The organism is Shewanella violacea DSS12 (assembly GCF_000091325.1).
In the GTDB taxonomy this organism is placed as follows: Bacteria; Pseudomonadota; Gammaproteobacteria; order Enterobacterales; family Shewanellaceae; genus Shewanella; species Shewanella violacea.
In genome coordinates this window covers 4,551,942-4,577,017 of record NC_014012.1, presented here as the reverse complement: position 1 = coordinate 4,577,017, position 25,076 = coordinate 4,551,942, and the positions used below count along the sequence as shown (strand labels likewise).

Genomic DNA, 25,076 nt, shown 5'->3' with positions numbered 1-25,076 from the left:
CCGTAGAAGGTAGAATAGCGTACTTCTTAGACACTGTATGAGTTTGCTATGCGCCCTTTTCTTATCGCTCCCTCTATTTTATCTGCCGATTTTGCCCGTTTAGGCGAAGATGTCGATGCTGTTCTTAATGCTGGTGCCGATGTCGTTCATTTTGATGTTATGGATAATCATTATGTACCGAACCTGACAATAGGTCCTATGGTGTGTAAGGCATTACGCGACTATGGCGTAACGGCTGATATTGACGTACATCTGATGGTTAAGCCTGTGGATCGTATGATTGTCGATTTTGCCAAAGCCGGAGCTTCGATAATTACATTCCATCCGGAAGCGACAGAGCATTTAGACAGAAGTCTGCAGTTGATCAAAGAGTCAGGCTGTAAAGCCGGTCTGGTGTTTAATCCCGGGACACCATTACATTATCTAGATCATGTGATGGATAAACTCGATGTCATCCTATTGATGTCGGTTAATCCAGGTTTCGGTGGCCAGTCTTTTATCCCTTCAACACTGGACAAGTTGAGACAAGTGAAGCAGCTTATCGATGCTAGCGGTTATGACATCAGGCTTCAAGTCGATGGTGGCGTCAAGGTCGATAATATTGCTGAAATCGCCGCAGCTGGTGCCGACATGTTTGTCGCTGGTTCCGCTATTTTCAACAAGCCAGATTATAAAGCTGTTATCGATGAGATGCGCAGTGAACTCGCGAAACTAGAGTCTTAACTTATGACATGTTGGAAAAATATCAAGGCCATCGCATTCGATCTGGATGGAACGCTTATCGACAGTGTTCCGGATCTTGCAGCAGCTACCTTGGCGACTCTGTCGGAGCTTAATTTACCTGGTTGTACTGAAGATCAAGTACGTAGCTGGGTAGGCAATGGCGCTCAGATGTTAATGAGCCGAGCGCTAACTCATGCCCTAGATCGAGAGGTCCAGCCAGATGAATTAGAGCATGCTATGCCAAGGTTTATGCTTCATTATCAAGAGAACCTGCAACAGCACAGTCAGCTTTATCCATATGTGAAAGAGATCTTAGCGCAATTGACGGCTCTGGGTTTTCCAATGGCAATTGTTACCAATAAGCCCTATAGGTTTACCCTACCTCTGCTAGAGGCATTCGACATCAATCATCACTTCTCTCATGTTCTAGGTGGTGATTCTCTGGAAAGAATGAAGCCGGATCCCATGCCATTAACTCACCTTTTATCTCATTGGCAACTAGAGCCAGATGAACTCTTGATGGTTGGGGATTCAAAAAATGATATTTTAGCCGCAAAAGCTGCCGGTATTACCTCGATAGGCTTGACCTATGGGTACAACTACGGTGAAGATATCGGACTAAGCGACCCAGATGCGGTCTGTGAGAAATTTAGTGAAATTATGGCACTGGTAAGCAGTAGCCTCAAAGCAACGGAGCAAGAAAACGTATGACTAACCCCACAAAACCCATAGTACTCAGCGGTGCACAACCGTCTGGAGAGCTAACCATAGGCAACTACATGGGCGCATTGAAACAGTGGGTAGCTCTGCAAGATAGTCATGACTGCCTCTACTGCGTTGTCGATCTGCATGCCATTACGGTGAGACAAGATCCCAAAGCTCTAAGAGAAGCTTGTCTAGATACTTTGGCCTTATACCTTGCTTGTGGGGTCGACCCTAAGAAGAGTACGGTATTTATTCAGTCTCAGGTTCCTCAGCACACTCAACTAGGTTGGGCACTGAATTGCTATACCCAGATGGGCGAGCTTAACCGTATGACTCAGTTTAAAGATAAGTCACAGAAGCATGCCAGCAACATCAATGTGGGTCTATTTGCCTACCCGGTATTGATGGCAGCCGATATTCTTCTGTATCAAGCCAATGAGATCCCTGTTGGTCAAGATCAGAAGCAACACTTAGAACTGACACGTGATATTGCCACTCGTTTCAATAATGCTTATGGTGAGACCTTCGCCATTCCCGAGCCTTTTATTCCCGAGCTTGGTGCTAAGGTGATGTCGCTGCAAGATCCGCTTAAGAAGATGTCCAAGTCTGACGATAACCGTAATAACGTTATTGGCTTACTGGAAGATCCTAAGAAGATCATGAAGAAGATCAAGAAGGCAATGACAGATAGCGATGAGCCACCTGTGGTACGTTTCGATACAGAGAACAAGCCTGGGGTGTCTAACCTACTTAGTTTGATGTCAGGTGTCACGGGTAAGAGTATTGCCGGTCTAGAAGCCGAATTTGAAGGCAAGATGTACGGCCATTTAAAAGTTGCCACCGGTGAAGCCGTAGTTGAGATGTTAGAGCCGCTTCAGGCGCGTTATCGCGAATTCAGGAAAGACACTACATTCTTGCATCAAGTGATGCGTGACGGAGCAGAGAAGGCACAGGCTCGCGCCGAAGTTACCGTGAAGAAGGTCTACGAGAAAATAGGCCTTATTGTTTAGTAAGCCTGATTTCGAAAAAGTTAAGCTTGTTTAGGCTAACTTTATAAAATTCGTAAAACCAGTAGTCACACTACTGGTTTTTTTTATGCAAAATTTGCAGTTAGCTTCATCTAGTCTTTGGGGCATTTAATCCAGCTCAACTTACTCAACTGCTAGCTGCTGAGTAAGAAGCTCATGTGTCAGTCTAGTGGCTAGTAAATTGACAGCCTTGGGTATGTTGATTGAACTTAGGTAAAAACTCAGGGTGTTTCTCGACGAATTTATTGCCAAAGTAGATCCCCAATGGCAGTGATTTATTGGGGATAGCACTAAAGACTTCTGCAGGGATACCTAACTTGTCTAGGGCTTGGCTGAAGAGCAGCCGATTATCCATCATGGCCTCAATTTTCCCTTTCTGCAGCAGGAGTATCAGTTTTTCAATTTCGGCACTTTGATGTATCACATTGTAGTGATTCTCTAGCAGCCAGTGAGTCGTGTTAGAGTAAGGGCGACTGCCAAATGTAGCATGGTTAAACTGATTTTTTTCAGTGCGTAACAGTGGAGATGATGCTAGCTGATAGAAGTCCCAATCTTGCTGTATAAAGGGGGTCGAGAAAGTGGCATATCCGTCTCTAGTGGTATTTTTTGCCGCCGAAAAAAATGCGTGGTACCTTCCTGTTTTAACTCCTTTCTGTGCCCGGCCCCAAGGTAGGAAAATCAACCGGTACTCTTGATTTAATCTATCCAATACGCACTTTAGCGCATTAATAGCATGACCCTTTCCTCCTTCATTTGTCTGCAACTGGTAAGGAGGCCACTCCTGGGTCGCAATAAGAAGTGGTCCCTCAATTGTGTCATTGGCCGATGCGCTGGTACTAAATTTTAAGGTGAGAACAAGTATCGCGATACTCAGCGCAGCAGCTGTGAGCATGGTCTGAAGGGCAAGCTTAATGGGTTGAGCATTCATTGCGTGAGTCCATGATTAGCTAGGTCACAATAGCGTGCATGTATGGCGTCTCATTATAATTTTAGTTTAGCCTTCTACCTTGTCAAAGTGGCCTTATCTAACTTTAACTGAACTTGAACTCTAATTCTGGCCCTGCTGGCTTAACCAGTCGATAAAAACGGCAATAGCCGCTTCCTTTAGCCTGCTTCTTCAACGTTAAGCTCAAACTGTCTTGTCAAAGTGACCTTATCTAAGTCTAACTTTAATTCTGGCTCTACTGATTTAGCCAGTCGATGAAAACGGCAATAGCCGCTTCCTTTAGCCTGCTTCTTTAACGTTAAGCTCAAACGGTCTTGTCAAAGTGGCCTTATCTAAATCTAATTCTGATTCTGCTGACTTAGCCAGTCGATGAAAGCGGCAATAGCAGCTTCCTTTAGCCTGCTTCTTTAACGTTAAGCTCAAACTGTCTTGTCAAAGTGGCCTTATCTAAATCTAATTCTGACTCTGCTGACTTAGCCAGTTGATGAAAGCGGCAATTGCGGGTTCTTTTAGCCTGCTTTTTTTACAGCTAAAGTTAAACTCAAACCCCGTATAAATATCCGGTAGTTTAGGGCTGATAAGCCGGCCATCGGCAATATCTTTCATCACCATAAAATCTGAGGCCAGGGCTACACCCTGTCCGGCTATCGCAGCCTCTATAGCAAGCAGAACATGACTAAAGATATGCTCTTGTTGCGAGTCTGGAAATGACACCTTATTTTTCAATCCCCAACGTTGCCAGTCGAGTCCAAGGGGCCCCTCATCTACGGTAAGTAGCGGCTGTTTAAATAAAGAGGTTATCTCAATTGATTCACTTCTCTCGAAAAGGTCAGGGCTGCACACTGGGATAAGTCGCTCCTGATGGAGGAGCTGGTGCCAGAATCCCGGGTAGCCACTCTGTCCGCTAATGAACATATCGGCAACGCTATCGGATAGCTCAGGATCATCTGTGATCATGTTGAGACGTATTTTTATCTCAGGGTATTGTCGCCTAAAGTCGCTGAGGCGTGGAATTAACCATTTTACGGCGAATGAACTATAAACAGCCAGCCTGAGGTTTTGGCTGTAACCACCTGATATCTGTTGATTTAGCCTACTTAGGCTATCAAAAATATGACTCAGTTCCTGATAAAGTAACTTGCCTTTCGATGTGAGTCTCAACTGCCTTCCCTTACGGATAAACAGCTGCTCAGAAAAATGCTCTTCGAGTACACGTACCTGATGTGATACTGCGCTCTGAGTGATACATAACTCAGCGGCTGCGCGGGAAAAGTGTTCCTGTCGGGCGGCTGCTTCGAACACCTGAAGTGCACGTAAAGGCGGTATTTTACGCATATGTGAGTCCGGGATAATAGTCTATGTATGAATCTAATTCATATAAGATGAGAAAGCATCATTTTAGCTTAAGTTTTTGTCTGGTTAACATGCGCCTCAATCTAGATATTTAATTTGAGAATGAACATGAAACCCACGGTCATGCTGGCACTAGGCTTACTCATTGTAGGTAATATTTTTAGTGCGCTCTATGATGTGTCCATAAAATGGCTTCCCGATGAGGCAAGTGCCGCGACTTTCTTATTCGTTAGGCAAGTGACATCAATCTTTATGCTATTGCCTTTATGGTTTGCCCAGGGCAAGCCTAAGGCTAGCCAGATAAAGCTACACCTAGTTAGAGCTAATATCGGCGCTGGTGGAGCCTTGTTGTTGATTATGGCGCTTATGTCGCTGCCACTTGCCACAGTTAGCGCCCTATTTTATACGGCTCCCCTGATGATAGTCTTGATGGGCGCCTTGTTTTTAAAGGAGCGAATAGGGCCGATATCCAACATATCCAGTGTACTGGGGTTTATTGGCATACTCATCATACTAAGACCGAGTGAGATGAACTTATCTGGCATATTAGTGCTGATTGCGGCGCTGACGTTTGCAGTTAATCAGTTATTACTGAAGAAGTTGTCGGGAAGTGAGTCACCCGTGGTAACACTTATCTTGTATAACCTACTCAGTGCGCCACTGGTGTTGATTCTCGTGTCCTATCAAGGGCTAGCCGGACTCAGTTGGACTCTGGTTGGTATTGCTGTCGCCAGCAACCTGTTTTTACTCTCCTATCAATGGTTGAGTGTCTTAGCCTATCGTCGGGCCAAGGCGAGTGAAGTCGCTATTGCCGAGTACACAGGTTTAGTTTTTTGTGTCTTCTTTGGCTGGTTGTGGTTTGGTGAGTGGTTAGATGGACTGAGCTGGCTTGGGGCTGGATTTATTGTTCTGCCATCCTTGCTGCTTCCTTGGCTATTTTCTGGCATTAGCAAGCGCCAAGTGATGGCTCGTATGGGTCAGTTTTATCCGAATCATCGAATGACCAAGAGAATGAAAGTCGAAAGATAGAGCCTAGATTTTCTTGTGGGTCAGCAAGGGTCTTGTGATGGCAGGTACAGCTCAGTTTTATCCGAGCGAACTAATGACCAAGAGAATGAAAGTCGAAAGATAGCGGCTAAGAGCCTGGGTGATATCCTAGGTTTTTTTGTAGGGTCTGCAAGGGTCTTGTGACGGCAGGTACCACTCAGTTTTATCCGAGCGGACTAATGACCAAGAGGCAAAGCTAGAAGGTTAAGAGTGGCTCGCATTGGTCAGTTTTATCCGGATAAACTAATGACCAAGAGGCGAAACTAGCAAGATAGAAGCTAAGAGCCAGGTGATTCAAATACCGTGACAACCTTGCGGACACCGGTAGTATTTCTGGCCACATCAACGGCTAGCTCTACCTGATCTCTGGCAACGACACCGAGGAGGAATACTTCGCCATTTTCTGTGATCACCTTGATGCGTGTCACATCCAAATCATCGGTATTTAGCATTCGGCCTTTGACCTTGGTGGTGATCCAAGTGTCATTACTTCTGGTGGTGAAAGAGGTTGGATTACCTATGCGGATTTGATTGTGGATCTTACCACCAAGTTTCAACTTCTGTACGGCCCGAATCGCCTTGTCCCTCAACATGGAATTTGGCGCTTGGCCTATCATCAGGGTATTACCGTTCATAATGACACCGGTAATGTTAGCCTGATTTTTTACATCTTCAAGCTTAGCCAATTCGCTGGAAATCTGGAAGTCGGCATTGGTATCGTCGAGCTGGGTTTGAAAACTTCGCTCATCGTTGACCATCATGACGCCGCCGACTGCACCTAGCATTACAGCGCCGGCGCAGCCTTGCAGCATGAGGATTATTGCCATTAAAGGTAGTAATCTTCTCATGCTATAATTCCTGAATTGACAGGTTTAGCATTACTGATCATCCTGTGGGAATAGGGTACGATCGATATTGTCACACAGGCAGTGAATGATAAGTAGGTGAACTTCCTGGATACGCGCCGTGTTGTTAGAAGGTACACGTATCTCTACATCGTTAATGCTGAGCAGGCCGGCCATAGGGCCACCATCTTTACCCGTCATTGCCACGATAGTCATATCTCTGCTTAACGCCGCTTCAATCGCTTTTATCACGTTACCTGAGTTACCACTGGTAGAGATTGCCAGTAAAATATCACCTGGCTGCCCCAATGCTAAGATCTGCTTGGAGAAGATCTCGTCATAGCTGTAATCGTTAGCTATGGCTGTAATGGTAGATGTGTCAGTTGTCAGTGCAATAGCGGGTAGTGGCGGACGCTCAACTTCGAAGCGATTTAATAGCTCGGCGGAGAAATGTTGTGCATCACCTGCACTACCACCATTACCACAGGTAAGGATCTTGTTGCCGCCCAGCAGGCATTCAACCATCATCTGTGCCCCTTTCTCGATGGACTCAGGCAGAGCCTCGGAAGCATCGATCTTGGTTTGAATCGAATGAGTGAAGCTATCTTTAATACGTTCTAACATTGGAAGATCCTTAACTTTATATCTGTTTGCTATCATGCCATAAGTTACTAGCTGCTTTTGACATCAATGATTATATATTTTTAAAAAGCGTTCTTCAGCCAATATATTTGAGCGGGCTCTACTCCAATGAGATCGAATCGACAGATCACATCTAGATGTTTGAGCTGCATATAATGCTCGGCCGCTCGCCTTAACCGCTGAATTTGCTTAGTGCTTAACGCATGTAACGCGCCACCAAATTGACTCTTAGAGCGATACTTTACTTCGACAAAAACTAACGTTTTACCTTGCTGCATGACTAGATCTATTTCGCCAAATTTGTATCTAACATTTTTTGCGACGAAAGTTAGTCCTTGTTGCTCAAGGTATGTTCTCGCTAGGTTTTCGCCTAGTTGACCATGCTCACGTGGAATATGATGTTTATCGTCCATGTTAAAAGCCATTATTGCGGGCGCAGACTGCCTCTGTGGTAACTGCTCCAGCTGAGCTTACGGTTAACTGTACCATCGGAAGTGACAGATAAAATGCCGCTTCTTCCTGAGAACTGGTAACCGGGTAGTGCGCGCATCTGAGCCAGTTTTCCGACTAACTCAAGTGCATCATAACCCATGATGTAAAGACGTTTCTGGCCATAGTTCCAGGTTGGCCATAGCTGCTGCACTACTTGAGTCTCGCTATTGCTATTAATCAACCAAGGAATATCGCTGATGATCAGATTGTCGAGTTCTTGTAATACTTCTCTTGAATTACCTTCTACCCGGCTGCGGCTGGTGGTGTAAAGCGGTACTGGTTCGGCAAACACACTGAAATTGACGTCGATAAAAGGCTTTAGCAGAGGAAGATCTTTATTGCCTGCGATCATGTAGATGGCATCTATATCGCGGCGCGAACGAAAATCGGCTTGGATCTGGTTACCCAATAATGACTTCACCCGAGCGATACGCTCCTTGCTGTCGATAACACCCAGAGATTTTTGTACCGTGACCTTCATTTTATTGCCAGGATCGTAATAATGTATCTCGGCTGCTTGCTGGGTTAATTTTTCCCAGGCCTTGCTGAAGCTGTCGGCCATTCTATGACTAACCGAGTTGTTACTGGCTAATACTAGAGGTGTAGTGATGCCATCTGAAAATAATTTCTCGGCAGCATCGCTAGCCTCATGAGCTGGAGATAAGGCGAAATAGAACTGGTCATGGTCAGGGGTAAAGTCATCTAGATGGTTTAAAAATAGCTGTGGCACTCGTTTTATCAAGGCCGGAGCTTGCGCATTATTGCTATCAGGTGTGACAACTGCTGTGGTTATTGGCTGCTGTAGCTTTTCGACCTCAGACTGTAGCAAAGGACCTATGATAAATTCGGCACCGCCAGCTATGGCTTGCTGGTAGGCGAGTTGAGCGCCCTTGGCAGTATCGTAAAAATTAATCGAGACATTATCATCGGGATTGGCCAGATAGCGCGACATGATACCGTGTTTGATTGTACTAGCGATGCGGGCTACTGGGCCTGTCAATGGTAGTAATACGGCGATATTATGTGGATTATAAGGTTTAGTGGTTAAGGCTTTTTCAAGATCAGTAGGTAACTTTATTGAGGCTGGGTGTGCAGGATTGGTATGTTGCCAATTGCCTAGATGCTGTACCAGTTCATTGGGATTAATAGCATAGTGTTTGGCTATATATGCCAGTTGTAACCAACCCGAAAAAATCGGGTCTGCAGAATTTTGGCTAGCACTAAGTAAAGTTTGTTCATTCAGGGGCTGTAAGGTGCGCCAGATACTATCATTGACTTCATAGGTTTGAGCCATTGGTAGGAGAGTGCTCAATAGACTTAGTTGTCTGGCCTGTTCTATGGGCTGTTTAGTCAGCTGGTATAAACGGGCTTTAAACTGGTAGTAGGCTACCATCTGCCAATCGGCGAGTTGCCATTCAGCCGGGTAATTAAGTTCACGCAGGGCTGCATCATAGGTAGAAGTGAGCTCGAGTGCCCTTGCGGTTAAGTATTTATGCTCGGCAAGCAGTTCTGCTTTCGGTACTAGATTCGATTTAATTGAGGCTAATGTCTTATTCGCAGCATTTCCATCACCTTGATTGATAAAGGCGTGAGCGGCAAGGAGAGCGTAGCGGTTTTGCATTTCTGTGCTATCGGCTCTCGAGGCTTTAGCCAGGTATTCCGCTGGCTGCAGACTAGCTGTCACCAAAGATAGCTGACTATCCATAGGTGTTATTTGGCTTGGCGTTGACCCACAAGCGGTTAAAATAGTGGCTAAAACCGCAATAGAAATAAATTTAGTTGTATTCAGTCTTTTCAACACTGGTCTTCACTCTGGTAAGATGCAGCCAATAGTTTAACCTTCTCTTACGCTGGACGAAAGTCTTGTGATAGTCAATTTGAGGTAGATATGGATCTGGCGGTCGCTCTTTACATAGTTCCAACCCCCATCGGCAACCTTGGTGATATCAGTTCTCGCGCCATAGATGTACTAAATAATGTCAAATTAATAGCCTGTGAGGACACACGTCACAGCGGAAAACTTCTGAGTCATTTTGGTATCGAAACCAGAAAAACGGCACTTCATGATCATAATGAGCGTGACAGAGCCGATTGGATCATTCAAAAGCTCAGTAATGGTGAGCCTGTTGCGCTGATCTCGGATGCCGGGACTCCGCTTATTTCAGATCCCGGCTATCATCTGGTCTCTGCCGTGAGAGCGGCGGGATACGAGGTTACTCCTTTGCCTGGCCCATGTGCAGCTATCACAGCGCTAAGCGCTTCTGGTTTGCCGTCGGACCGCTTCACTTTTGAAGGCTTCCTGCCATCGAAAGAGAAAGGCCGATTCGATAAGCTGACAGCCCTAAAAGAAGATCCAAGAACCTTGATTTTCTACGAGTCTCCTCATCGCATTGTTCAGAGTCTGGAGTCATTTTTGGCGGCTCTAGGTGAAGATAGGCAGATAGTGATGGGCCGTGAAATCACTAAGACCTTCGAAACATTTCTTTCTGGGACTGTGGCTGAAGTGCTAGAGATAGTGAAAAATGATCCTAATCAGCAGCGCGGTGAAATAGTGCTGATGTGCCATGGCCATAGAAGCGCGAAAGATGATGAGGGTATTCCAACAGAAGTGGTTAATACGCTTAAGTTACTTGTCGAAGAGCTTCCCTTGAAAAAAGCGGCGGCCATTGCCGGACAGATCTACGGAATTAAGAAGAACGCACTCTACAAGTATGGCCTAGAAATAGGTTTGTAAAAACGAGACTAGCCTAGTATTCGGCGATGTCACTAGGACTAGATAACCTGGATATGTCTCGTTAACTGGGCATTGAGCCTTAAAGTACTAGATCGCGGGGTTGTCATTAACCTTGGGTAGATTTTACTCATATTCCCTAGCCTACTGGTCGAAATTATCGCTGAGCGATCACATATTGATATTGATCGATATAACAACTTGCCGTAGTCGCCAACACTCGCTATAATCCGCGCCGAGTTGGCCAGACAGTTGCCGCGTTCGTAAGGACGGGGAGGAAAGTCCGGGCTTCATAGAGCAGGGTACCAGGTAACGCCTGGGCGGTGTGAACCGACGACAAGTGCAGCAGAGAGGAGACCGCCAATCTTAGGATTGGTAAGGGTGAAAGGGTGCGGTAAGAGCGCACCGCACGGCTAGTAATAGTCTGTGGCAAGGTAAACTCTACCCGAAGCAAGACCAAATAGGGTTCCAGTACTTTTAATAGTTGATGCGCGGCTCGCGTTGGAACCGGGTAGGTCGCTTGAGCCTGTGAGCGATTGCAGGCCTAGATGAATAACTGTCCAAGACAAGACCCGGCTTATCGGCCAACTCAACCATTTAAGAAAGCCCGCTTATCGAAAGATAAGCGGGCTTTTTGTTGTCAAAATTTCAGCTTGTGGAGGGGGTTATATTTAGTTATTTCATGTCTTTATCATTCGAAGATAAGCTGGAGCCATAGGTAGTTAAAATGGAGGCTTTCGAATAAAGGCAGTGAGTTAATCATTACTTATTTTCTACAAAATCAATAATAATGCTCTTTAAATTAAATGACATAATCCAATATATTGTTCTATTTGTAATATTAGAGTTATAGCACTTATTATTCCCATCTTGTTTTAATATCGAATAGATAGATTACAGAGTCTTGATACTATTGGTTTATTTTATTCTTAATCGTTATCTGTATTTATAAAAATGTTTTTAGCTTTTATTCTGTCTATCTTTATATTAATTAAATCCCCTGGTAATTGTAATGTTTATTTTTATTTGAATAATAAGCTGTTGTTTTTTATCGTTAAGTGGGATGTCATTGGTTTTGTTTTTTAGATGGGTTAACTGCGTCTCCTATAATGTTGAATGCGAATTAATAACCAATGTTTAAATTCCTACCTGGGTCGTATAATACTTATTGTTTATTTCTTTCGTGGTAATACCAGTCGGGTATTTAAAAGATGTTAGTGTGCTTTTGTTTTAATTGGTGCGTGTTTAATTAAAGTAAACAATCTAATGTAACTAATTAAAGTAAACGATCTAATATTTTTAGTTAAAGTAAATAATCTAATATTACATGGTTATAAATATTGTCGTTTATATATAACTAGTAGTTAGTGATGCAAGCTAATCGTCATTACTAACATATGGTTAGACTAGTCAGTATGGGAACTTGGCTAGGGATATAGTGTAAATACAAATAAAGGAATTATAGTCATGGACATTACCCAATACCCAGACATTATTGCGATAGGCATTCCATTTATGGTGGCTTGTCTTGTTATTGAATTTTTTTATGATTTAAGAAAGAAAGAAAAAAACTACCGTTGGAATAGCACAATAAGTAATGTTAGCTGTGGTATTTTCGAACAGGCTACGGGGTTTATTTCTAAAGGCTTATTTGTCTTAGTGTATATTGCGATTTATCAAGATTACAGATTAACGACCTTTGCGGATACGGCTTGGCTATGGGTTTTGTTAGTGATTGTTGTCGATCTTATTTTTTATATTTTTCATCGTCTAAGCCATAGATGTAGTTTTTTGTGGTCGGGGCACCTTGTGCATCATGAGGTTGATAAATTTAATTTGTCTGTAGCGTTAAGACGTTCAGTATTACAGGAGTTTACGATCATACTGTTTTATTTACCCTTGGCTATTGTAGGGGTTTCACCTGCGGCATTCTTCTTGGTTTTCTCTGCGCATAACCTTTATCAATTTCTGATCCATACTCGTTATCTGCCAGAATTTAAAGTTTTCGGCCTAGTGTTTAATACGCCGTTCCATCATGAAATACATCATTGTAAAAATAAATGTTATGTCGATAAAAACTTTGCTGGTGTTTTTATTATATGGGATAAATTATTTGGGACGTTTGCTAAACCTAGCGAAGCGTATCAATTCGGAATAGGTCAACAAACACGAACTTTGAACCCAATACTTGCTCAAATTGATAGTTTGAAAGAGGTGATAAAGGAAACCAAGCGCCGCCGAGGCTTGGTTAACAAGCTGACCGCATTTTTTGGTTCGCCAAGCTATTTAGGGGATGAGTATAGACAAAATATAAAACTAAATAAGCCAACTAGCTTCTCGCCAACTATTAGCGCTAGAAATAAAAAAACTATCTTCTTTGTATTTTTACTATTGCTTATTGCTATCACCATATTTAGAAATTACGAACAAGCTGTGTCTATGACATGGCAAATTATTTCTTTAGCAGGATTTTCTCTGACGCTATTTGGATTAGGCATGCTTCTGGATAATAAAACAACAATGGAAGATGTTGAGGATGATGAACATCAGGCTGAATTATTAAATACCAAAGATATAATGGGTAAGGATTTGCATGAATAATTTTATTAATGCTTGGGCTAAGTTTGTCATTAACCAAAGGTTAATGGTCATCATTATAAGTATATTTCTTCTTGCTGTAGGGGGATACTTTGCAGGTAGCATTGCATTCGATCAAACCATCGAGCGTAACTTCGAGAAGGGCGATCCTAAGCTAGCTGAGTTTAATCAATTACTCGACTTATTTGGTGATAACGAATATTTATTACTGGGTATTAGCGCCAAAAAATCAGATCGGGATATCTTAACCCAAGAAACACTCGCCGTTGTTGATTCACTGACTAAATTTCTTGAAACGCAGCCTGCGGTTACCCAAGTGCGCTCTATAAGTAAATACCAATTTATCAAAGGCGAGGGTGACTCTTTGCTGGTGGTTGATTTATTTAGGCATCAAAGTGCAGCTCATGTCAGTGATGGCGAGATCAGTAGAGCGAGAGATATTTTAGCCACAGAGAAACTGGTGCAGGGTGTTTTAGTATCCAAAGACTTAACAGAGACCCGTATCGCCGCACGTATTGAATATCAAAGACAATCGCCAGCTCACAAGGTCGCGTTAGTGAAGTCTCTGTATAAATTTGTCGAGGAGCAAGGTTTCTCCGAGCAAGGCTATCGTATTCGTTATGGCGGCCAGCCAGTGTTTGATGAGCAGTTTGAGACCCTAAATAAGAGTGATGGTGATCTACTCTACCCTGTGATGGTGCTGATCATGATGTTGGTGCTATTTATTTGTTTTCGTTCTGTGCTTGCCACCTTCGTACCTTGGTTAGTGATTATATTCACAATAGTCATGCTGAGTGGCTTACAAGGAGGGTTAGGTTTTCCACAATCTGCGGTATCACAAGCCTTAATGCCAACCATCATAATTGTCGGTATTGGGGTTACCATGCACCTGCTGTTGGAGTTTTTCCGGCTGCAACAGACCCACAGCAGTAAAGATGCGATTGAGCAAGCTATGACTCAGTTATGGATCCCTTCATTTTATACTGCCATCACAACAGCATTGGGCTTTATCACCTTATCAGTGACCAAAATAGTGCCAGTGAAAGAAATGGCCTACCTGGGCGCCGCAGGGGTGATGATGTTATTTATCCTGTCTTTTACTTTATTACCAGCAGTCTTGAGTTACGCCAAAAACATATCGGTAAAAACCCAGGCTGTGATGACCACAGGTTGGGTGACGCGCTTCACCCAGCAACTACCTGAGTTTGTTTATCGCTATCGACTCGGCATCATGCTAATTGCCCTGTCGCTGGCTATATTTTCGGTATTTACCTTACCGAAAATAAAAGTGGATACTAATTTTGTCGAGTATTTCAAGAGCAGTAATACCGCCAGACAAGATATGCAGTATTTTGATGAAACCTTTAATGGTGCGCTGACGTTAGAGCTGATCATAGACTCAGGTAAAATTGATGGTGCTAAGTCGCCAAGTTTTTTGACCCGCGTCGATGCCCTGCAGCAGTATCTTGAGTCAAGGGTGAGCACCGGAGAAATTGTCTCACAGATTGATTATCTCAAAGAGGTGTATCAATCACTCAATGAAGAGCAGAGTGAGTTTTATACCTTGCCCGGCAGCAGTGATCAGGTGGCACAATCCTTATTCCTGTATGAAAATGCCGGCCCCGAAGAAGACCTATCCGATCTGCGTGACTTCGATAACCGCTACCTGCGCCTCACTGTGCCTATGATTAATATGGCCGCATCCGAGGTGCAAGTTGAACTGGAACAAATCAAACAAGACTTAGCTAATAATTACAGTGATTTAAATATTACTTTGACTGGGCTGAAAATCCTGTTTCAAGCACAAGATATTTATACCAATCACGGTATGTTCTATTCATTTACGCTGACATTATGCTTTATAAGCCTGTTTTTTATCCTGCTATTTAGATCATTCAAATACGGATTGTTATGCATTATTCCCAGTGTGCTACCGATAATGATCACCGGGGGAGGGATTGCCTTGTTAGGCTTAAAACTCGACCTAGGTACCATGATTGTGGGGGCGATGACGATGGGCATCGCCGTCGACGATAGTATTCATGTGATGAGCCGCTATTTAACCGCCAAAAAATCGGGTCACTCTACGCATAAGGCCATAAGTCTAGCCATGGCTCATGCGGGGCGTGCGGTCATTCTTAGCTCAGTGGTGCTAGTGCTAGGTTTTTCAGTACTCATGCTCGCTTCTTTTGTACCGATTATTTATGTGGGCGTCTTTAGTGCTTGCATCATGTTCCTAGCCTTACTCGGCGATCTATTTATTCTTCCTGCCACCTTGTATCTCCTCGACGGTGACAAGGTCAATATCGAAGATGCCGTGGTTATCGACAAAGGAGATACAGCTTAATGAAAACATACTCCCTAAAACACCTGCTATTAACAGGTCTTGTAATGAGCTTTCCTATGTTGAGTTTGTCTATGAGTCAGGCTAGTGAGCAGGCATTGACGGCTATGGAAATAATGGTAAAAGTCGATGCCAGAGATGAAGGTGATACGTCGGTAGCCGACAGTGCCATGGTGTTAATAGACAAGCGCGGACGAAAGCGTACTCGGCAGTTAAAGCAATACTCAAAAAAATACCCTGTCGGCACTAAATATATGGCGATATTTTTAACCCCGGCAGATTTAAAAGATACCGTATATATTAATTATGATTGGGATACCAGTGAGCGGGATGATGACTCCTGGTTATATTTACCAGCATTACAAAAAAATAAACGTATCGCGGCAGATGACAGATCCGGTTCATTTTTGGGCAGTGATTTTAGCTATGCAGATTTAAGTGGCTTTGAGTTAGCTTGGTATGACTATGAACTACTGAGTGAAAGTGAAGTCGTCAATGGCCATGATTGTTGGTTAATTGAGTATCGCGCTAAAGATAAATATCGAGACAAGGTCACCGCAAGTACCCAAGATCTTAAAACTCAAACCTGGATAAGGAAAGATAACTTTGTCCAAGTTAAGAGCAAAATATGGAAGGTGAGGGCGGGACGAATAAAATATTACTCAGCCAGTGATATTGAAAAAATAGACGGAGTTTGGACCGTTAAAAAAATGCAAATGATCACAGTTAAAAATGGCAAAAAAGAACATGCCAGTATCTTGAAAATTCATAATGTAAATTATAACTCTTTCCTTTCTGATGAATTATTTAAATCAGAGAACATGCAAAGAGCAGCCTTAATTAACTAAATCTTTTTCCCTCTTATAAATAACGAGATCTAAGTGACAGCAATGTCACTTAGATACTGGATTTCTATGTCAAAAATTCACCCTACAGGCCTACAACAATTGGCCAAGCGGACGGCTGCTAGCTGTGTGTTAATGATTCTTAGCTCGAGTTTTTGTTATGGCAGTGATGATTTTTTTGAACAGCTTGATGTTGAGATAATTGATGAGCTTGATAAAGACGCTAACCATGAGTTTTCTGGCTGGGCAAAACAAATCTTTGCCTACGGTTATCAAGATCCAGGTAATTTGTTCTCTCGAAAAAATTCCGGATTAACTAGCGTGGCGTCAAGCCTGCAGTTGCGCTTCGATGGTGCCTTAAGTGAGCGAGTGAACTATCGCATTGCCAGCCGATTCATTCATGAGTCGGTTTATCGGCTCAATGATGACTATCTTGCGACTGCAGCAGAAATTGATGATTTAGAAAATAGAATCGACATCAAGGATGTCTATTTAGATATAGATATATCCTCAGGTTTGTATCTACGCCTAGGTAATCAGATTGTCGCTTGGGGCGAAGCCGAGACCATTAATATTACCGATCTGGTGGCAATAAGAGATCAGCTGATTCTAGGCCAAGCCGATTTAGAAGATCTGCGCTTACAGGTCCCTGCGGCAAAATTAAGCTATCTAATGCAAGGTTCGAGCCTGGAATTTGTTGCCACCTATGAAGCGGGCCTAGATAGATTTGCGCCAGCAGGTCATGAGTTTGACCCTTTCATTCGCTTACGCAATGAACAAGTTGAACTGATAGAGCTAGATGCGGCTAATAAGGTGGAATACTTTTTGCGTTATAGCCAGTTCATTAACAATGGCCAATACAGCGTCGTGATAGCAGATGTGAATGCCAATGATTTGTCTGGTATCGCAGCGCTGCAATCTGCAGGAAAAGTACGCCTTACCTATCAAGCCGATAGATTTCAAATGTTGGGATTCTCTGCCAATTATGCCCATCGCCTGATGGTGCTAAAAACCGAAGTCGGCCTGCATTTTAATCGCACATTAGCCCCGAAACATAATGACATTTTAGGTGACAACATATGGCAAGAAAGCGATCAGCTATTGGCCATGTTGGGGCTCGATTACGGCGGTTTTGGCGATGCTGAAGTCAGTGTCGAGCTTAACTACATACATACACCCAATAATGTCCAAAATCTCGCTGTTAGTCGTCATCAATGGGGGGCGAATTCACGACTGTTTTGGCAAGACACCAACGAATTACTCACCTTGCAACTCGACTGGACCCATCTGTTAAATGATGACGGTGATATTACCCGTTTAACCGCAAATTATGAACTGGCACAGAGCTGGACCCTAGGTGCCTTGCTCGTTGTTTATAGTGCCAAAAACCCCACTGCCGGATTATACGATTACCGGCATAACGATGTATTTCAACTCAGTGTTAAATATAGCTTTTAAGCTAGCGCAAAGCAGAAGCAAACCACTCCAAACACATATTTAGAAAGGAAACTAACCATGGAACCTAAGTCGTTCAACTTAGCGGAACAAACATCTTTGGTTGCTGTTTTACAGCACAGAGCGCAAATTACGCCAAATAAAGTTGCCTATATTTATTTAGAAAATGGTGAAGATATTGAAGTGCCTATCACCTACGCTGAATTAGATTGCCGAGCTCGTGAACTCGCGGCGCAATTACAAGGGAAAAACCCACTGATTCAGCAAGAGCGTGTGCTACTAATCTATCCTCAAGGGATTGATTTTATAGTGGCATTTTTTGCCACCTTGTACGCGGGGGCGATCGCTGTGTTGGTGTATCCACCCAGCAGTAAGAAAATGGCTCAACGCTTAAATGGCATAGTCGAAGATTGTAACGTGAAATTGATTTTATCGACGGCTAAAGTGATTAGTCGTATGGATCGGATGAACATGGTGACCGATGCAGGCGAACAAGATGAAGATGCCATTAATATCCCGGCGCAATACTGGATAAATAGCGACAACTTAGATCCTGAGGCGGCCAGGGATTTTAAGCAGCCTATTATTCTAGGTGAGCATCTTGCCTTTTTACAATACACCTCCGGCTCCACAGGTACTCCAAAAGGCGTGATGATAAGTCACAGTAACTTAATGGCCAACCAGGCCGCGATCAAGGATATTTATCAACATGACGACAAAACGATTTTTGTCGGCTGGTTGCCGCTTATTCATGATATGGGTCTGATTGGTAATGTATTACAACCCATGTATTTAGGCATCTCCTTGGTGTTTATGTCGCCACTGCATTTCGTGCAAAAACCGGTACGTTGGCTACGTGCTATCAGTAAGTATCAAGCGACCACCAGTGGCGGCCCTAATTTTGCCTATGACTTGTGTGTGCGAAAAATAGCCGATGCTGATTTGGCCGACTTAGACCTATCCAGTTGGACGCTGGCATACAATGGCGCCGAGCCCGTTCGCAAAGAAACTGTGAGTCGTTTTAATCAAAGGTTTAGCGTCTGTGGGCTCAAGCCTGAGTCGCATATGGCGGTATATGGTTTAGCCGAAGCCACCTTAATCGTAACCGGCACCAACAAACAAGCGGTATTAGCCACTAGTGATAATGTCGATTATATGTCATCTGGAACATGTGTTGAGGTCGACAGGGTCAGAATTGTTAACCCTGAAACTTGCGTCGAGGCTGATGAGCAACAAGAGGGCGAAATTTGGGTGCATGGCCCGAGCGTAGCCAAGGGTTATTGGAATCGCCCAGAAGAAACTCAAACGACTTTTAAGGCGCAGATCCTCGGCAGCGAGCTGCATTATATGCGCACCGGTGATACAGGTTACTGCAAAAATGGTGAAATCCATGTCACAGGTCGTATTAAAGATATCGTTATCGTGCAAGGGAAAAACTTCCACCCAGAGGACATCGAATGGAGCCTTATCGATGTGCAGGGTCTGCGAGTTGGCGGCAGCGTGGCATTCTCATTAGATGTGGTTGATGAGCAGGGCCAAACCAGTGAATCCTTGGTGGTTGTGGCGGGCGTATTAGAGTCAGATAGTGACAAGCACCCCAGCATCATCAGTAATATTCGCTCGTTTATCTATCAAGACCATCAATTGCAAGTTGACCGTGTGGTGCTGATTAAACCTAAGCAAATCCCCATGACCACCAGTGGCAAGGTACAGCGTCGTTTAACCCGTCAAATGTTGGTGGCCAATGAATTTACCATCCTTGGTGACGACCTGTTAGCGGCTGTCGATGATAAATCGACTCAAGCCAGGTCTAGTATTGTTGCAGCTACCACCAAAGCTGAGCTGGAATTAACCAGTATGTGGGGCGCAATCTTAGGGTTATCGGCCAGCGATATCGGCATCACAGATAACTTCTTTGATTTAGGTGGTTCCTCATTGACCATGTTGGAGCTATCAATTCAGTTAAATACCACCATGGAGCTGTTATTTCGCTACCCAACTATTAGTTCATATTTATATCGCACTAGCGAGTATGAGTTTCCAGAAGTCGAGAAAGATATCTATTTACCGGCAGCCAATATAGACAGGAGTTTAGAAGGTGAAACTGGTATTAGCTTGATCACCGGTGGTACTGGATTCTTTGGCTTACATTTTCTGCAAAGTATGATGCAGCGTACCCAGGACAAATTTGTTTTGTTAATTCGTGGCGAAAATGATGACGTCATGAACAAAAAGTTTACCGATGCAGTGGCTTATTTCCATATGGAAAAAGACATAGATATAGGCAGAGTGATCTTAATTAGGGGGGATTTAAGTGAGCACCATGTAGGTATTCCTGATGATAAGTACCCTTGGGTTTGCCAGAATGTGGATAAGATTTTCCATATCGGCTCCCATGTCAATAACTGGCTCCCCTATGAAGGCATACGCGAGATCAATGTCGATGGCACTCGGAGCTTATTGGCGCTTGCTCGTACCGGACGTAAGAAGGAGTTCCACTATACCAGTACCAGTACTTTCTCACCGGATAAAGCCGATCCGTCTGTGTTCCTAGAAGGCGATACTATCGATAAAAACGATATCAATCGTTTCTTTGGTTATGACATAAGTAAATATGCCAGTGAGCAAATGTGCCGTATTGCTAGAGAAGAAGGGCTTATTTGTAATATCTATCGTTTGGTCTGGATAGGCGGTCATATCGAGACCGGGCTAACTAAGCTCAACGATGGCTTTAATATTATGCTGCGTATTTTAATCACCATTAAAGCCTTTCCTAAGGGAAATTATCTCCACGATATTACCCCGGTAGATCTATTGGCTGATGGTATGGCATCGGTGCAAGGTAAAGCCAAAAATACCGACTTTAACTTAACCAGTCAGTCGAAAGAATCCATCGACATGAAACGTTTAGCCGTGATGTTGCGTGGCATGGGTTATCAAATCGATGAGGTGAGTCGTACCGAATTTGTTGAGCGTCTAAAAAATTACCCATTGGAGCAATGGGATGAGCATTGTAAGTCGTACCGCCAACTGGTGATCCGCTTATTTGAAGACCCCACGCCTAAAATAGAATCTTTTTATGATGGTAGTAACTTCAGAAAGCATGTTGATCCAAACTTGCTGGTTAAGATGGAGCAAAAATTCATCGATACCTGGTTCGAAAAGACGGTCAACTTCTTAGTCAGTAATAATGCCCTGCCTACACCGGAGGGGAATGTTTATGATGATGAAATTAAGACCTTATTGACCTGGGGCCAGCATAAGGGTGAGTTCACACATCAACAATGTATACACCATGTATTTGCCCAACAAGTACAAAGAACCCCAGAGGCGATTGCGGTTAGGTTTAATCAAGACAGTTTAACCTATCAGGAGTTGAATGAGCGTAGCGAGCAAGTAGCCCAATACTTGCGTAATCATGCCATTGCCCCCGGTGCTGTGGTGGGCTTATGTATCGAGCGTTCCACACACTTGATTGTATCCATCTTGGCCATCTTCAAAGCCGGTTGCGCCTATTTACCATTGGACCCTAATTATCCCGCCGCGAGTCTGGATCATATGATAGAAGACTGCGCCGTTAAGCATATTTTAGTGGCCAATAAGTCGCCACAAGCACTAGTGCTTCATCGGGAAAAGCTGATTTCACTGACCGATGTTGACTTTGCCATGTACGCGGCCAGTGAATTAGCTCCCGGCATATCAAATACTGGCCAGCAATCACGGCCGAGTGATCTGGCCTATGTGATTTACACTTCGGGCACCACAGGCAAGCCTAAAGGGGTACAGGTTGAGCATAGGAGTGTGGTGAATCACAGTTTAAGTATGGCTGATGTGTTTGGTTTGACTGGACAAGATAATGTATTACAGTTCTCAACCATCAACTTTGATTCTTTTATCGAAGAAGTGTTTCCCAGCTTATTTACTGGCGCTACTGTGGTGATGATTGAGCAGGAGAAGCTTACCCAAGTGAGCGAGCTAACTGAGTTAATTCTCCAGCAGTCGGTCAACGTGGTTAAGTTCTCCACCGCCTACTGGCACACTGTGTCTAAGGTTAACTTGCAGCAACTGGGTGTGCGATTGTTAGCCATAGGGGGTGAAGAGGCCGATATTCAGAAATACAATGAGTGGCGAGTCATTAATACCGATATTCCCCTTATCAACACCTATGGGCCAACTGAGACGACAGTGAGCGCCAGTTACTCAGTATTAAATGGTCCGCTCGATAACATCACCATAGGCCGGCCAATTGCCAATACCCAAGCTTACATCTTGGACAGTAACTTGGTTCCTGTGGCCATTGGCTTTGTGGGTGAACTCTATATTGCTGGTGAAGGGGTCAGTCGGGGTTATCTCAATAATGCCGAGCTTACCGCGCAAGTGTTTATTGATAATCCTTTTAGCGGTCATTCTAAGATGTATAAAACAGGGGATCTGGTACGTTGGGACAATGCCGGTAATATTGAGTTTATGGGCCGCACAGACAACCAGGTGAAAGTTCGCGGTTATCGTATCGAGCTCGGCGCCATTGAAAGTGTGTTAAATGACTATCAAGGTATTAGCCAGGCCGTGGTAGTGCTGAAGCAAATTGAAACCAAGAAGAAAGTGGTTGCCTATGTTGTGGCCAATAATGAGGCGATTGATATTGCCGAGCTAGGGGAGCATCTATCCCAAGCCTTGCCTAGTTATATGCTGCCTAATCTAATATTACCTCTCGATGATATTCCTCTCAATCCCAACGGCAAAGTTGATCGTGGCTTGCTAGAAAAGATGGAGATTAATAGTGAGAAAAGTATTAATTTCACCTCTCCGGTGACGGATAATGAAATCAAAATGACGGCCATTTGGCAAGATGTATTGGCGGTATCGAGTGTCGGTTTACATGATGACTTCATGGAGCTTGGTGGCCACTCATTGCTAGTTATGTCGCTTATAAGTGAAGTGAACCAAGAGTTTAATGCTAATGTCAGTATCAATGATATTTATGAGTCGGCGACGGTTGCCAAGTTACTCGCCGTGGTCGAAAATAATGACTATGAGCAAGGGTCTAATTTGGTTGAATTTCCCAACGTTCACCTCTCTAAGACTGAGTTAACTCAGGTTAAACCTCTGTTCTTAGTCCATGGTCTAGGGGGGCATCTAGCGTCTTTCTATCCCTTGGTGAAGAACTTAAAGCAGCAGTTACATGATGTGTATGATATTGATATTGCAGTTTATGGCCTAGAAGCCAATGGTTTTAAGGCTCAGCAGCAACACTTTGCCAGTGTCGATGAGATGGTGAGTGAATACATTAAACTGATAAAGGCTAAGCAGGCATCGGGCCCATACCTGATAGGTGGCTGGTCTTATGGCGTCTCGATTGCTTACCACATAGTGCAAGCGCTCATTAATCAGGGCGATGAAGTCGAGGTGTTTATCTCCATAGATGCTGAGGCACCCTATGTGCCAAAAGACTTTGCAGAGTTCTTGCGAGACAATGATGTCTCTGGTTTGAATGACTTATATCAGGATGAAAAACTGGCGGCGCTGTTGAAAAACTTCGGCAAACGTTTTGGCTTTATCAGTAATGACAAAGAGTGTATTAAGCAGCAGTTTTATCGCTTTTTAGGCTATTCACAAGATGATAGTCAAGACCAAGTCGAGCGCTTCAATAAGGTGGCCATAGCCAATCTGTTAAATGCTAAGGACTTTAACCCCAGCACAATTAACCCGGTTAATTCGCTCTTAGTTAAAGCATCACAGAGTGTCTTCGATGATTACGTCGCCGATTGGTATGACTTACTCGACAGTAAGATGATATCACTGCTTACTTTAACCGGAGATCATTGGTCCATTATGCAGGAGCAAGAATTGGCAAGTAATTTAGCAAGAGTACTCGCTGTTAGCTCACAGGTGGTAATTAACGAGAGCTAGTGTCTTGCTTTGATAAACCAATAATAGCCCCTGTAATTCAAGGGGCTTTTTTTGACTTGTCTATTTTGACTTGCCTATTATGACTTGTCGGCTACCAATTCAGCCATTTGGCACTTGGTGGTTTACATCGTTTCTCAGCAGGCAGATAAGATTAAGATGCTAAGAATTTCTCTGTAATGTCGCCATGTAAGTCGGCCTGATCCAATCTAAATCTGAGTGGCACGCCTCGAGTAAACAACTCAGAGATATCAAAGTTATACTTCATATAAGCATCATTCATAGTATATAAAAAATGTGCCGTTAAATTGTTCAAATTATATGAAATAACAAACTCTGTCGGGAAGCACACTATCTCTTCACCTTCGACTCTATTTGGCACATCTTGTGGGATCTTGTAGATGTTTGTCACTAACTTCATATGGCCATTTAAATTACTTGTCGGCTCTTTAAGATGGGAAGACATATAATTATTGTGAATGAACCTGTCTTCTGGATTAATGTTGCCACCAGTCTGAATATGCGTGTAACCAGTATGCGGAGCCAGATCTATACTGCGCTTTACTCGTTCCCAATTATTAAGTTGCTTATTATAACCAGGTTGATTGGTCATAATATTATATTGCTTGCCATGCCAAATGTTGAGTGAACCATTTTCAATTTCAATAACGCAATTATCACCAGTTATATCTGAAAAAGAAGCATGTATAGTACCAGGACCAAAATCAGTAACTTCACAAATTGTAATGTGATGTTGTTCAATCAATTTAACTAGGTCAACAACATTGCCACATTCACTTAGACCGAAATTAACAAGATGATTAAGATTGAATTTCGGTAGGCTTTGCTTGTTTTCATAATCTAGAGCCGTTGCGAAATAAAGCCCATGCCCACTAAGCCCCGCATCATTTACACCATCGAGTATGTAACCGTAAGTAGTTATTCCAAAAGTGGAAAATTTTGATTCCTTTGAAAAGAAACCATAATCCTTCTCTACACCTTTAGGTGTAATTATTGCTTCTGGATTTGTTGCAGCAAACCAATCCATTGTCCGAGCAACAAATACACCATGATTCTGTGTAGCCCAAGTGATTTTTGAACACATAAAAACCTCTACTTACTATTTAAAATTGAGTTGTCAGGAATATTTATTTTAAATGCGTTTGTGGATATGCTATTAAAAATAAATGTTTTAGATAATATTTGTTTAGGGTTTATTTTATTTCATTTTATAGTTCGAGTTGCTTGTTAATATCTAAAGTGAAAAATATTAAATGAATATAATTTCATTTTAATTTCATGTGTACCTAATGAAGTAATAGGTATGTTTATTAACTTTAGTTTTTAATCAATAAAACAAACGAATGCTTTGCCTAGGGACATTAAAGCAATTGAGAAGCGGCGTGACTGTGCAG

General features: G+C 43.2%; 17 protein-coding genes and 1 other RNA gene. 11 read left to right on the top strand and 7 right to left on the bottom strand.

The genetic code is table 11. The features are described from left to right. Window positions 1-48 precede the first annotated feature (48 nt). Genes rpe through trpS form a run of 3 tightly spaced genes read left to right on the top strand, consistent with a single transcriptional unit; the run spans window position 49 to window position 2,438 of the window. The gene (rpe, locus tag SVI_RS18855; RefSeq protein ID WP_013053263.1) at window positions 49-723 is read left to right on the top strand and encodes a ribulose-phosphate 3-epimerase; all 675 of its coding nucleotides are present in this window, start codon (window positions 49-51) and stop codon (window positions 721-723) included. A gap of 3 nt (window positions 724-726) precedes the next feature. Next, the gene (locus SVI_RS18850) at window positions 727-1,434 is read left to right on the top strand and encodes a phosphoglycolate phosphatase (RefSeq protein WP_013053262.1); all 708 of its coding nucleotides are present in this window, start codon (window positions 727-729) and stop codon (window positions 1,432-1,434) included. Beyond that, on the top strand, window positions 1,431-2,438 hold the full coding sequence (gene trpS, locus SVI_RS18845; RefSeq protein WP_013053261.1) for a tryptophan--tRNA ligase: 1,008 nt from the start codon (window positions 1,431-1,433) through the stop codon (window positions 2,436-2,438). The genes SVI_RS18850 and trpS overlap by 4 nt, the downstream gene beginning before the upstream one ends. Before the next feature lie 184 nt (window positions 2,439-2,622). Here the strand turns inward: trpS and SVI_RS18840 are convergent, their stop codons facing one another. Together SVI_RS18840 and SVI_RS18835 are read right to left on the bottom strand one after the other, a co-directional pair. Then, window positions 2,623-3,384: a substrate-binding periplasmic protein gene (locus tag SVI_RS18840; RefSeq protein WP_013053260.1), complete on the bottom strand. Its 762-nt coding sequence runs from the start codon at window positions 3,382-3,384 to the stop codon at window positions 2,623-2,625. A gap of 471 nt (window positions 3,385-3,855) precedes the next feature. Beyond that, window positions 3,856-4,737, bottom strand: a complete 882-nt coding sequence (locus tag SVI_RS18835) for a LysR substrate-binding domain-containing protein (protein WP_013053257.1) — start codon at window positions 4,735-4,737, stop codon at window positions 3,856-3,858. A gap of 126 nt (window positions 4,738-4,863) precedes the next feature. Here SVI_RS18835 and SVI_RS18830 point away from each other — a divergent pair, with 126 nt between their 5' ends. After that, window positions 4,864-5,784, top strand: a complete 921-nt coding sequence (locus SVI_RS18830; protein ID WP_013053256.1) for a DMT family transporter — start codon at window positions 4,864-4,866, stop codon at window positions 5,782-5,784. A 296-nt stretch (window positions 5,785-6,080) separates the two neighbouring features. On the opposite strand, the gene SVI_RS18825 is transcribed toward SVI_RS18830, so the two are convergent. From SVI_RS18825 to SVI_RS18810, 4 genes are all read right to left on the bottom strand, one after another. After that, the gene (locus tag SVI_RS18825; protein WP_013053255.1) at window positions 6,081-6,650 is read right to left on the bottom strand and encodes a BON domain-containing protein; all 570 of its coding nucleotides are present in this window, start codon (window positions 6,648-6,650) and stop codon (window positions 6,081-6,083) included. A 30-nt stretch (window positions 6,651-6,680) separates the two neighbouring features. Beyond that, a complete protein-coding gene (locus SVI_RS18820; RefSeq protein WP_013053254.1) occupies window positions 6,681-7,271 on the bottom strand; it encodes a phosphoheptose isomerase in 591 nt (196 codons plus the stop codon). Between the two features lie 80 nt (window positions 7,272-7,351). Beyond that, complete coding sequence (locus SVI_RS18815; RefSeq protein ID WP_013053253.1) at window positions 7,352-7,702, bottom strand: YraN family protein; 351 nt, start codon at window positions 7,700-7,702, stop codon at window positions 7,352-7,354. Between the two features lie 11 nt (window positions 7,703-7,713). Further along, the gene (locus SVI_RS18810) at window positions 7,714-9,582 is read right to left on the bottom strand and encodes a penicillin-binding protein activator (RefSeq protein WP_013053252.1); all 1,869 of its coding nucleotides are present in this window, start codon (window positions 9,580-9,582) and stop codon (window positions 7,714-7,716) included. Window positions 9,583-9,669: 87 nt separating this feature from the next. Here SVI_RS18810 and rsmI point away from each other — a divergent pair, with 87 nt between their 5' ends. The 7 genes from rsmI to SVI_RS20830 all read left to right on the top strand — a co-directional run bounded on the left by rsmI (window position 9,670) and on the right by SVI_RS20830 (window position 23,664). Further along, entirely contained in the window at window positions 9,670-10,515 is an 846-nt protein-coding gene (gene rsmI, locus SVI_RS18805) for a 16S rRNA (cytidine(1402)-2'-O)-methyltransferase (protein WP_013053251.1), read from the top strand. Between the two features lie 233 nt (window positions 10,516-10,748). Then, an RNA gene (gene rnpB / locus SVI_RS20860) (RNase P RNA component class A) lies at window positions 10,749-11,108 on the top strand. Window positions 11,109-11,979: 871 nt separating this feature from the next. Next, complete coding sequence (locus tag SVI_RS20835) at window positions 11,980-13,113, top strand: sterol desaturase family protein (protein ID WP_013053250.1); 1,134 nt, start codon at window positions 11,980-11,982, stop codon at window positions 13,111-13,113. Further along, window positions 13,106-15,457, top strand: coding sequence for an efflux RND transporter permease subunit (locus SVI_RS18795; RefSeq protein ID WP_013053249.1), 2,352 nt, complete (start codon window positions 13,106-13,108; stop codon window positions 15,455-15,457). Before SVI_RS20835 ends, SVI_RS18795 begins: the two co-directional genes overlap by 8 nt. Beyond that, on the top strand, window positions 15,457-16,302 hold the full coding sequence (locus SVI_RS18790; protein WP_157608732.1) for an outer membrane lipoprotein-sorting protein: 846 nt from the start codon (window positions 15,457-15,459) through the stop codon (window positions 16,300-16,302). Before SVI_RS18795 ends, SVI_RS18790 begins: the two co-directional genes overlap by 1 nt. Window positions 16,303-16,368: 66 nt before the next feature. Further along, window positions 16,369-17,757 carry a DUF1302 family protein gene (locus SVI_RS18785; protein ID WP_041420101.1) on the top strand — a complete coding sequence of 463 codons (1,389 nt, stop codon included), beginning with the start codon at window positions 16,369-16,371 and terminating at the stop codon, window positions 17,755-17,757. 57 nt (window positions 17,758-17,814) lie between these two features. Next, a complete protein-coding gene (locus SVI_RS20830; RefSeq protein WP_013053246.1) occupies window positions 17,815-23,664 on the top strand; it encodes an amino acid adenylation domain-containing protein in 5,850 nt (1,949 codons plus the stop codon). A 151-nt stretch (window positions 23,665-23,815) separates the two neighbouring features. Here the strand turns inward: SVI_RS20830 and SVI_RS18775 are convergent, their stop codons facing one another. Further along, complete coding sequence (locus SVI_RS18775; protein WP_013053245.1) at window positions 23,816-24,766, bottom strand: linear amide C-N hydrolase; 951 nt, start codon at window positions 24,764-24,766, stop codon at window positions 23,816-23,818. Window positions 24,767-25,076: the final 310 nt, after the last annotated feature.

What these genes read in the sequence shown, in the direction of transcription:
- rpe (WP_013053263.1), top strand. Translation starts at nt 49, where the DNA reads ATGCGCCCTTTTCTTATCGCTCCCTCTATTTTATCTGCCGATTTTGCC.
- SVI_RS18850 (WP_013053262.1), top strand. Translation starts at nt 727, where the DNA reads ATGACATGTTGGAAAAATATCAAGGCCATCGCATTCGATCTGGATGGA.
- trpS (WP_013053261.1), top strand. Translation starts at nt 1,431, where the DNA reads ATGACTAACCCCACAAAACCCATAGTACTCAGCGGTGCACAACCGTCT.
- SVI_RS18840 (WP_013053260.1), bottom strand. Translation starts at nt 3,384, where the DNA reads ATGAATGCTCAACCCATTAAGCTTGCCCTTCAGACCATGCTCACAGCT.
- SVI_RS18835 (WP_013053257.1), bottom strand. Translation starts at nt 4,737, where the DNA reads ATGCGTAAAATACCGCCTTTACGTGCACTTCAGGTGTTCGAAGCAGCC.
- SVI_RS18830 (WP_013053256.1), top strand. Translation starts at nt 4,864, where the DNA reads ATGAAACCCACGGTCATGCTGGCACTAGGCTTACTCATTGTAGGTAAT.
- SVI_RS18825 (WP_013053255.1), bottom strand. Translation starts at nt 6,650, where the DNA reads ATGAGAAGATTACTACCTTTAATGGCAATAATCCTCATGCTGCAAGGC.
- SVI_RS18820 (WP_013053254.1), bottom strand. Translation starts at nt 7,271, where the DNA reads ATGTTAGAACGTATTAAAGATAGCTTCACTCATTCGATTCAAACCAAG.
- SVI_RS18815 (WP_013053253.1), bottom strand. Translation starts at nt 7,702, where the DNA reads ATGGACGATAAACATCATATTCCACGTGAGCATGGTCAACTAGGCGAA.
- rsmI (WP_013053251.1), top strand. Translation starts at nt 9,670, where the DNA reads ATGGATCTGGCGGTCGCTCTTTACATAGTTCCAACCCCCATCGGCAAC.
- SVI_RS20835 (WP_013053250.1), top strand. Translation starts at nt 11,980, where the DNA reads ATGGACATTACCCAATACCCAGACATTATTGCGATAGGCATTCCATTT.
- SVI_RS18795 (WP_013053249.1), top strand. Translation starts at nt 13,106, where the DNA reads ATGAATAATTTTATTAATGCTTGGGCTAAGTTTGTCATTAACCAAAGG.
- SVI_RS18790 (WP_157608732.1), top strand. Translation starts at nt 15,457, where the DNA reads ATGAAAACATACTCCCTAAAACACCTGCTATTAACAGGTCTTGTAATG.
- SVI_RS18785 (WP_041420101.1), top strand. Translation starts at nt 16,369, where the DNA reads ATGTCAAAAATTCACCCTACAGGCCTACAACAATTGGCCAAGCGGACG.
- SVI_RS20830 (WP_013053246.1), top strand. Translation starts at nt 17,815, where the DNA reads ATGGAACCTAAGTCGTTCAACTTAGCGGAACAAACATCTTTGGTTGCT.
- SVI_RS18775 (WP_013053245.1), bottom strand. Translation starts at nt 24,766, where the DNA reads ATGTGTTCAAAAATCACTTGGGCTACACAGAATCATGGTGTATTTGTT.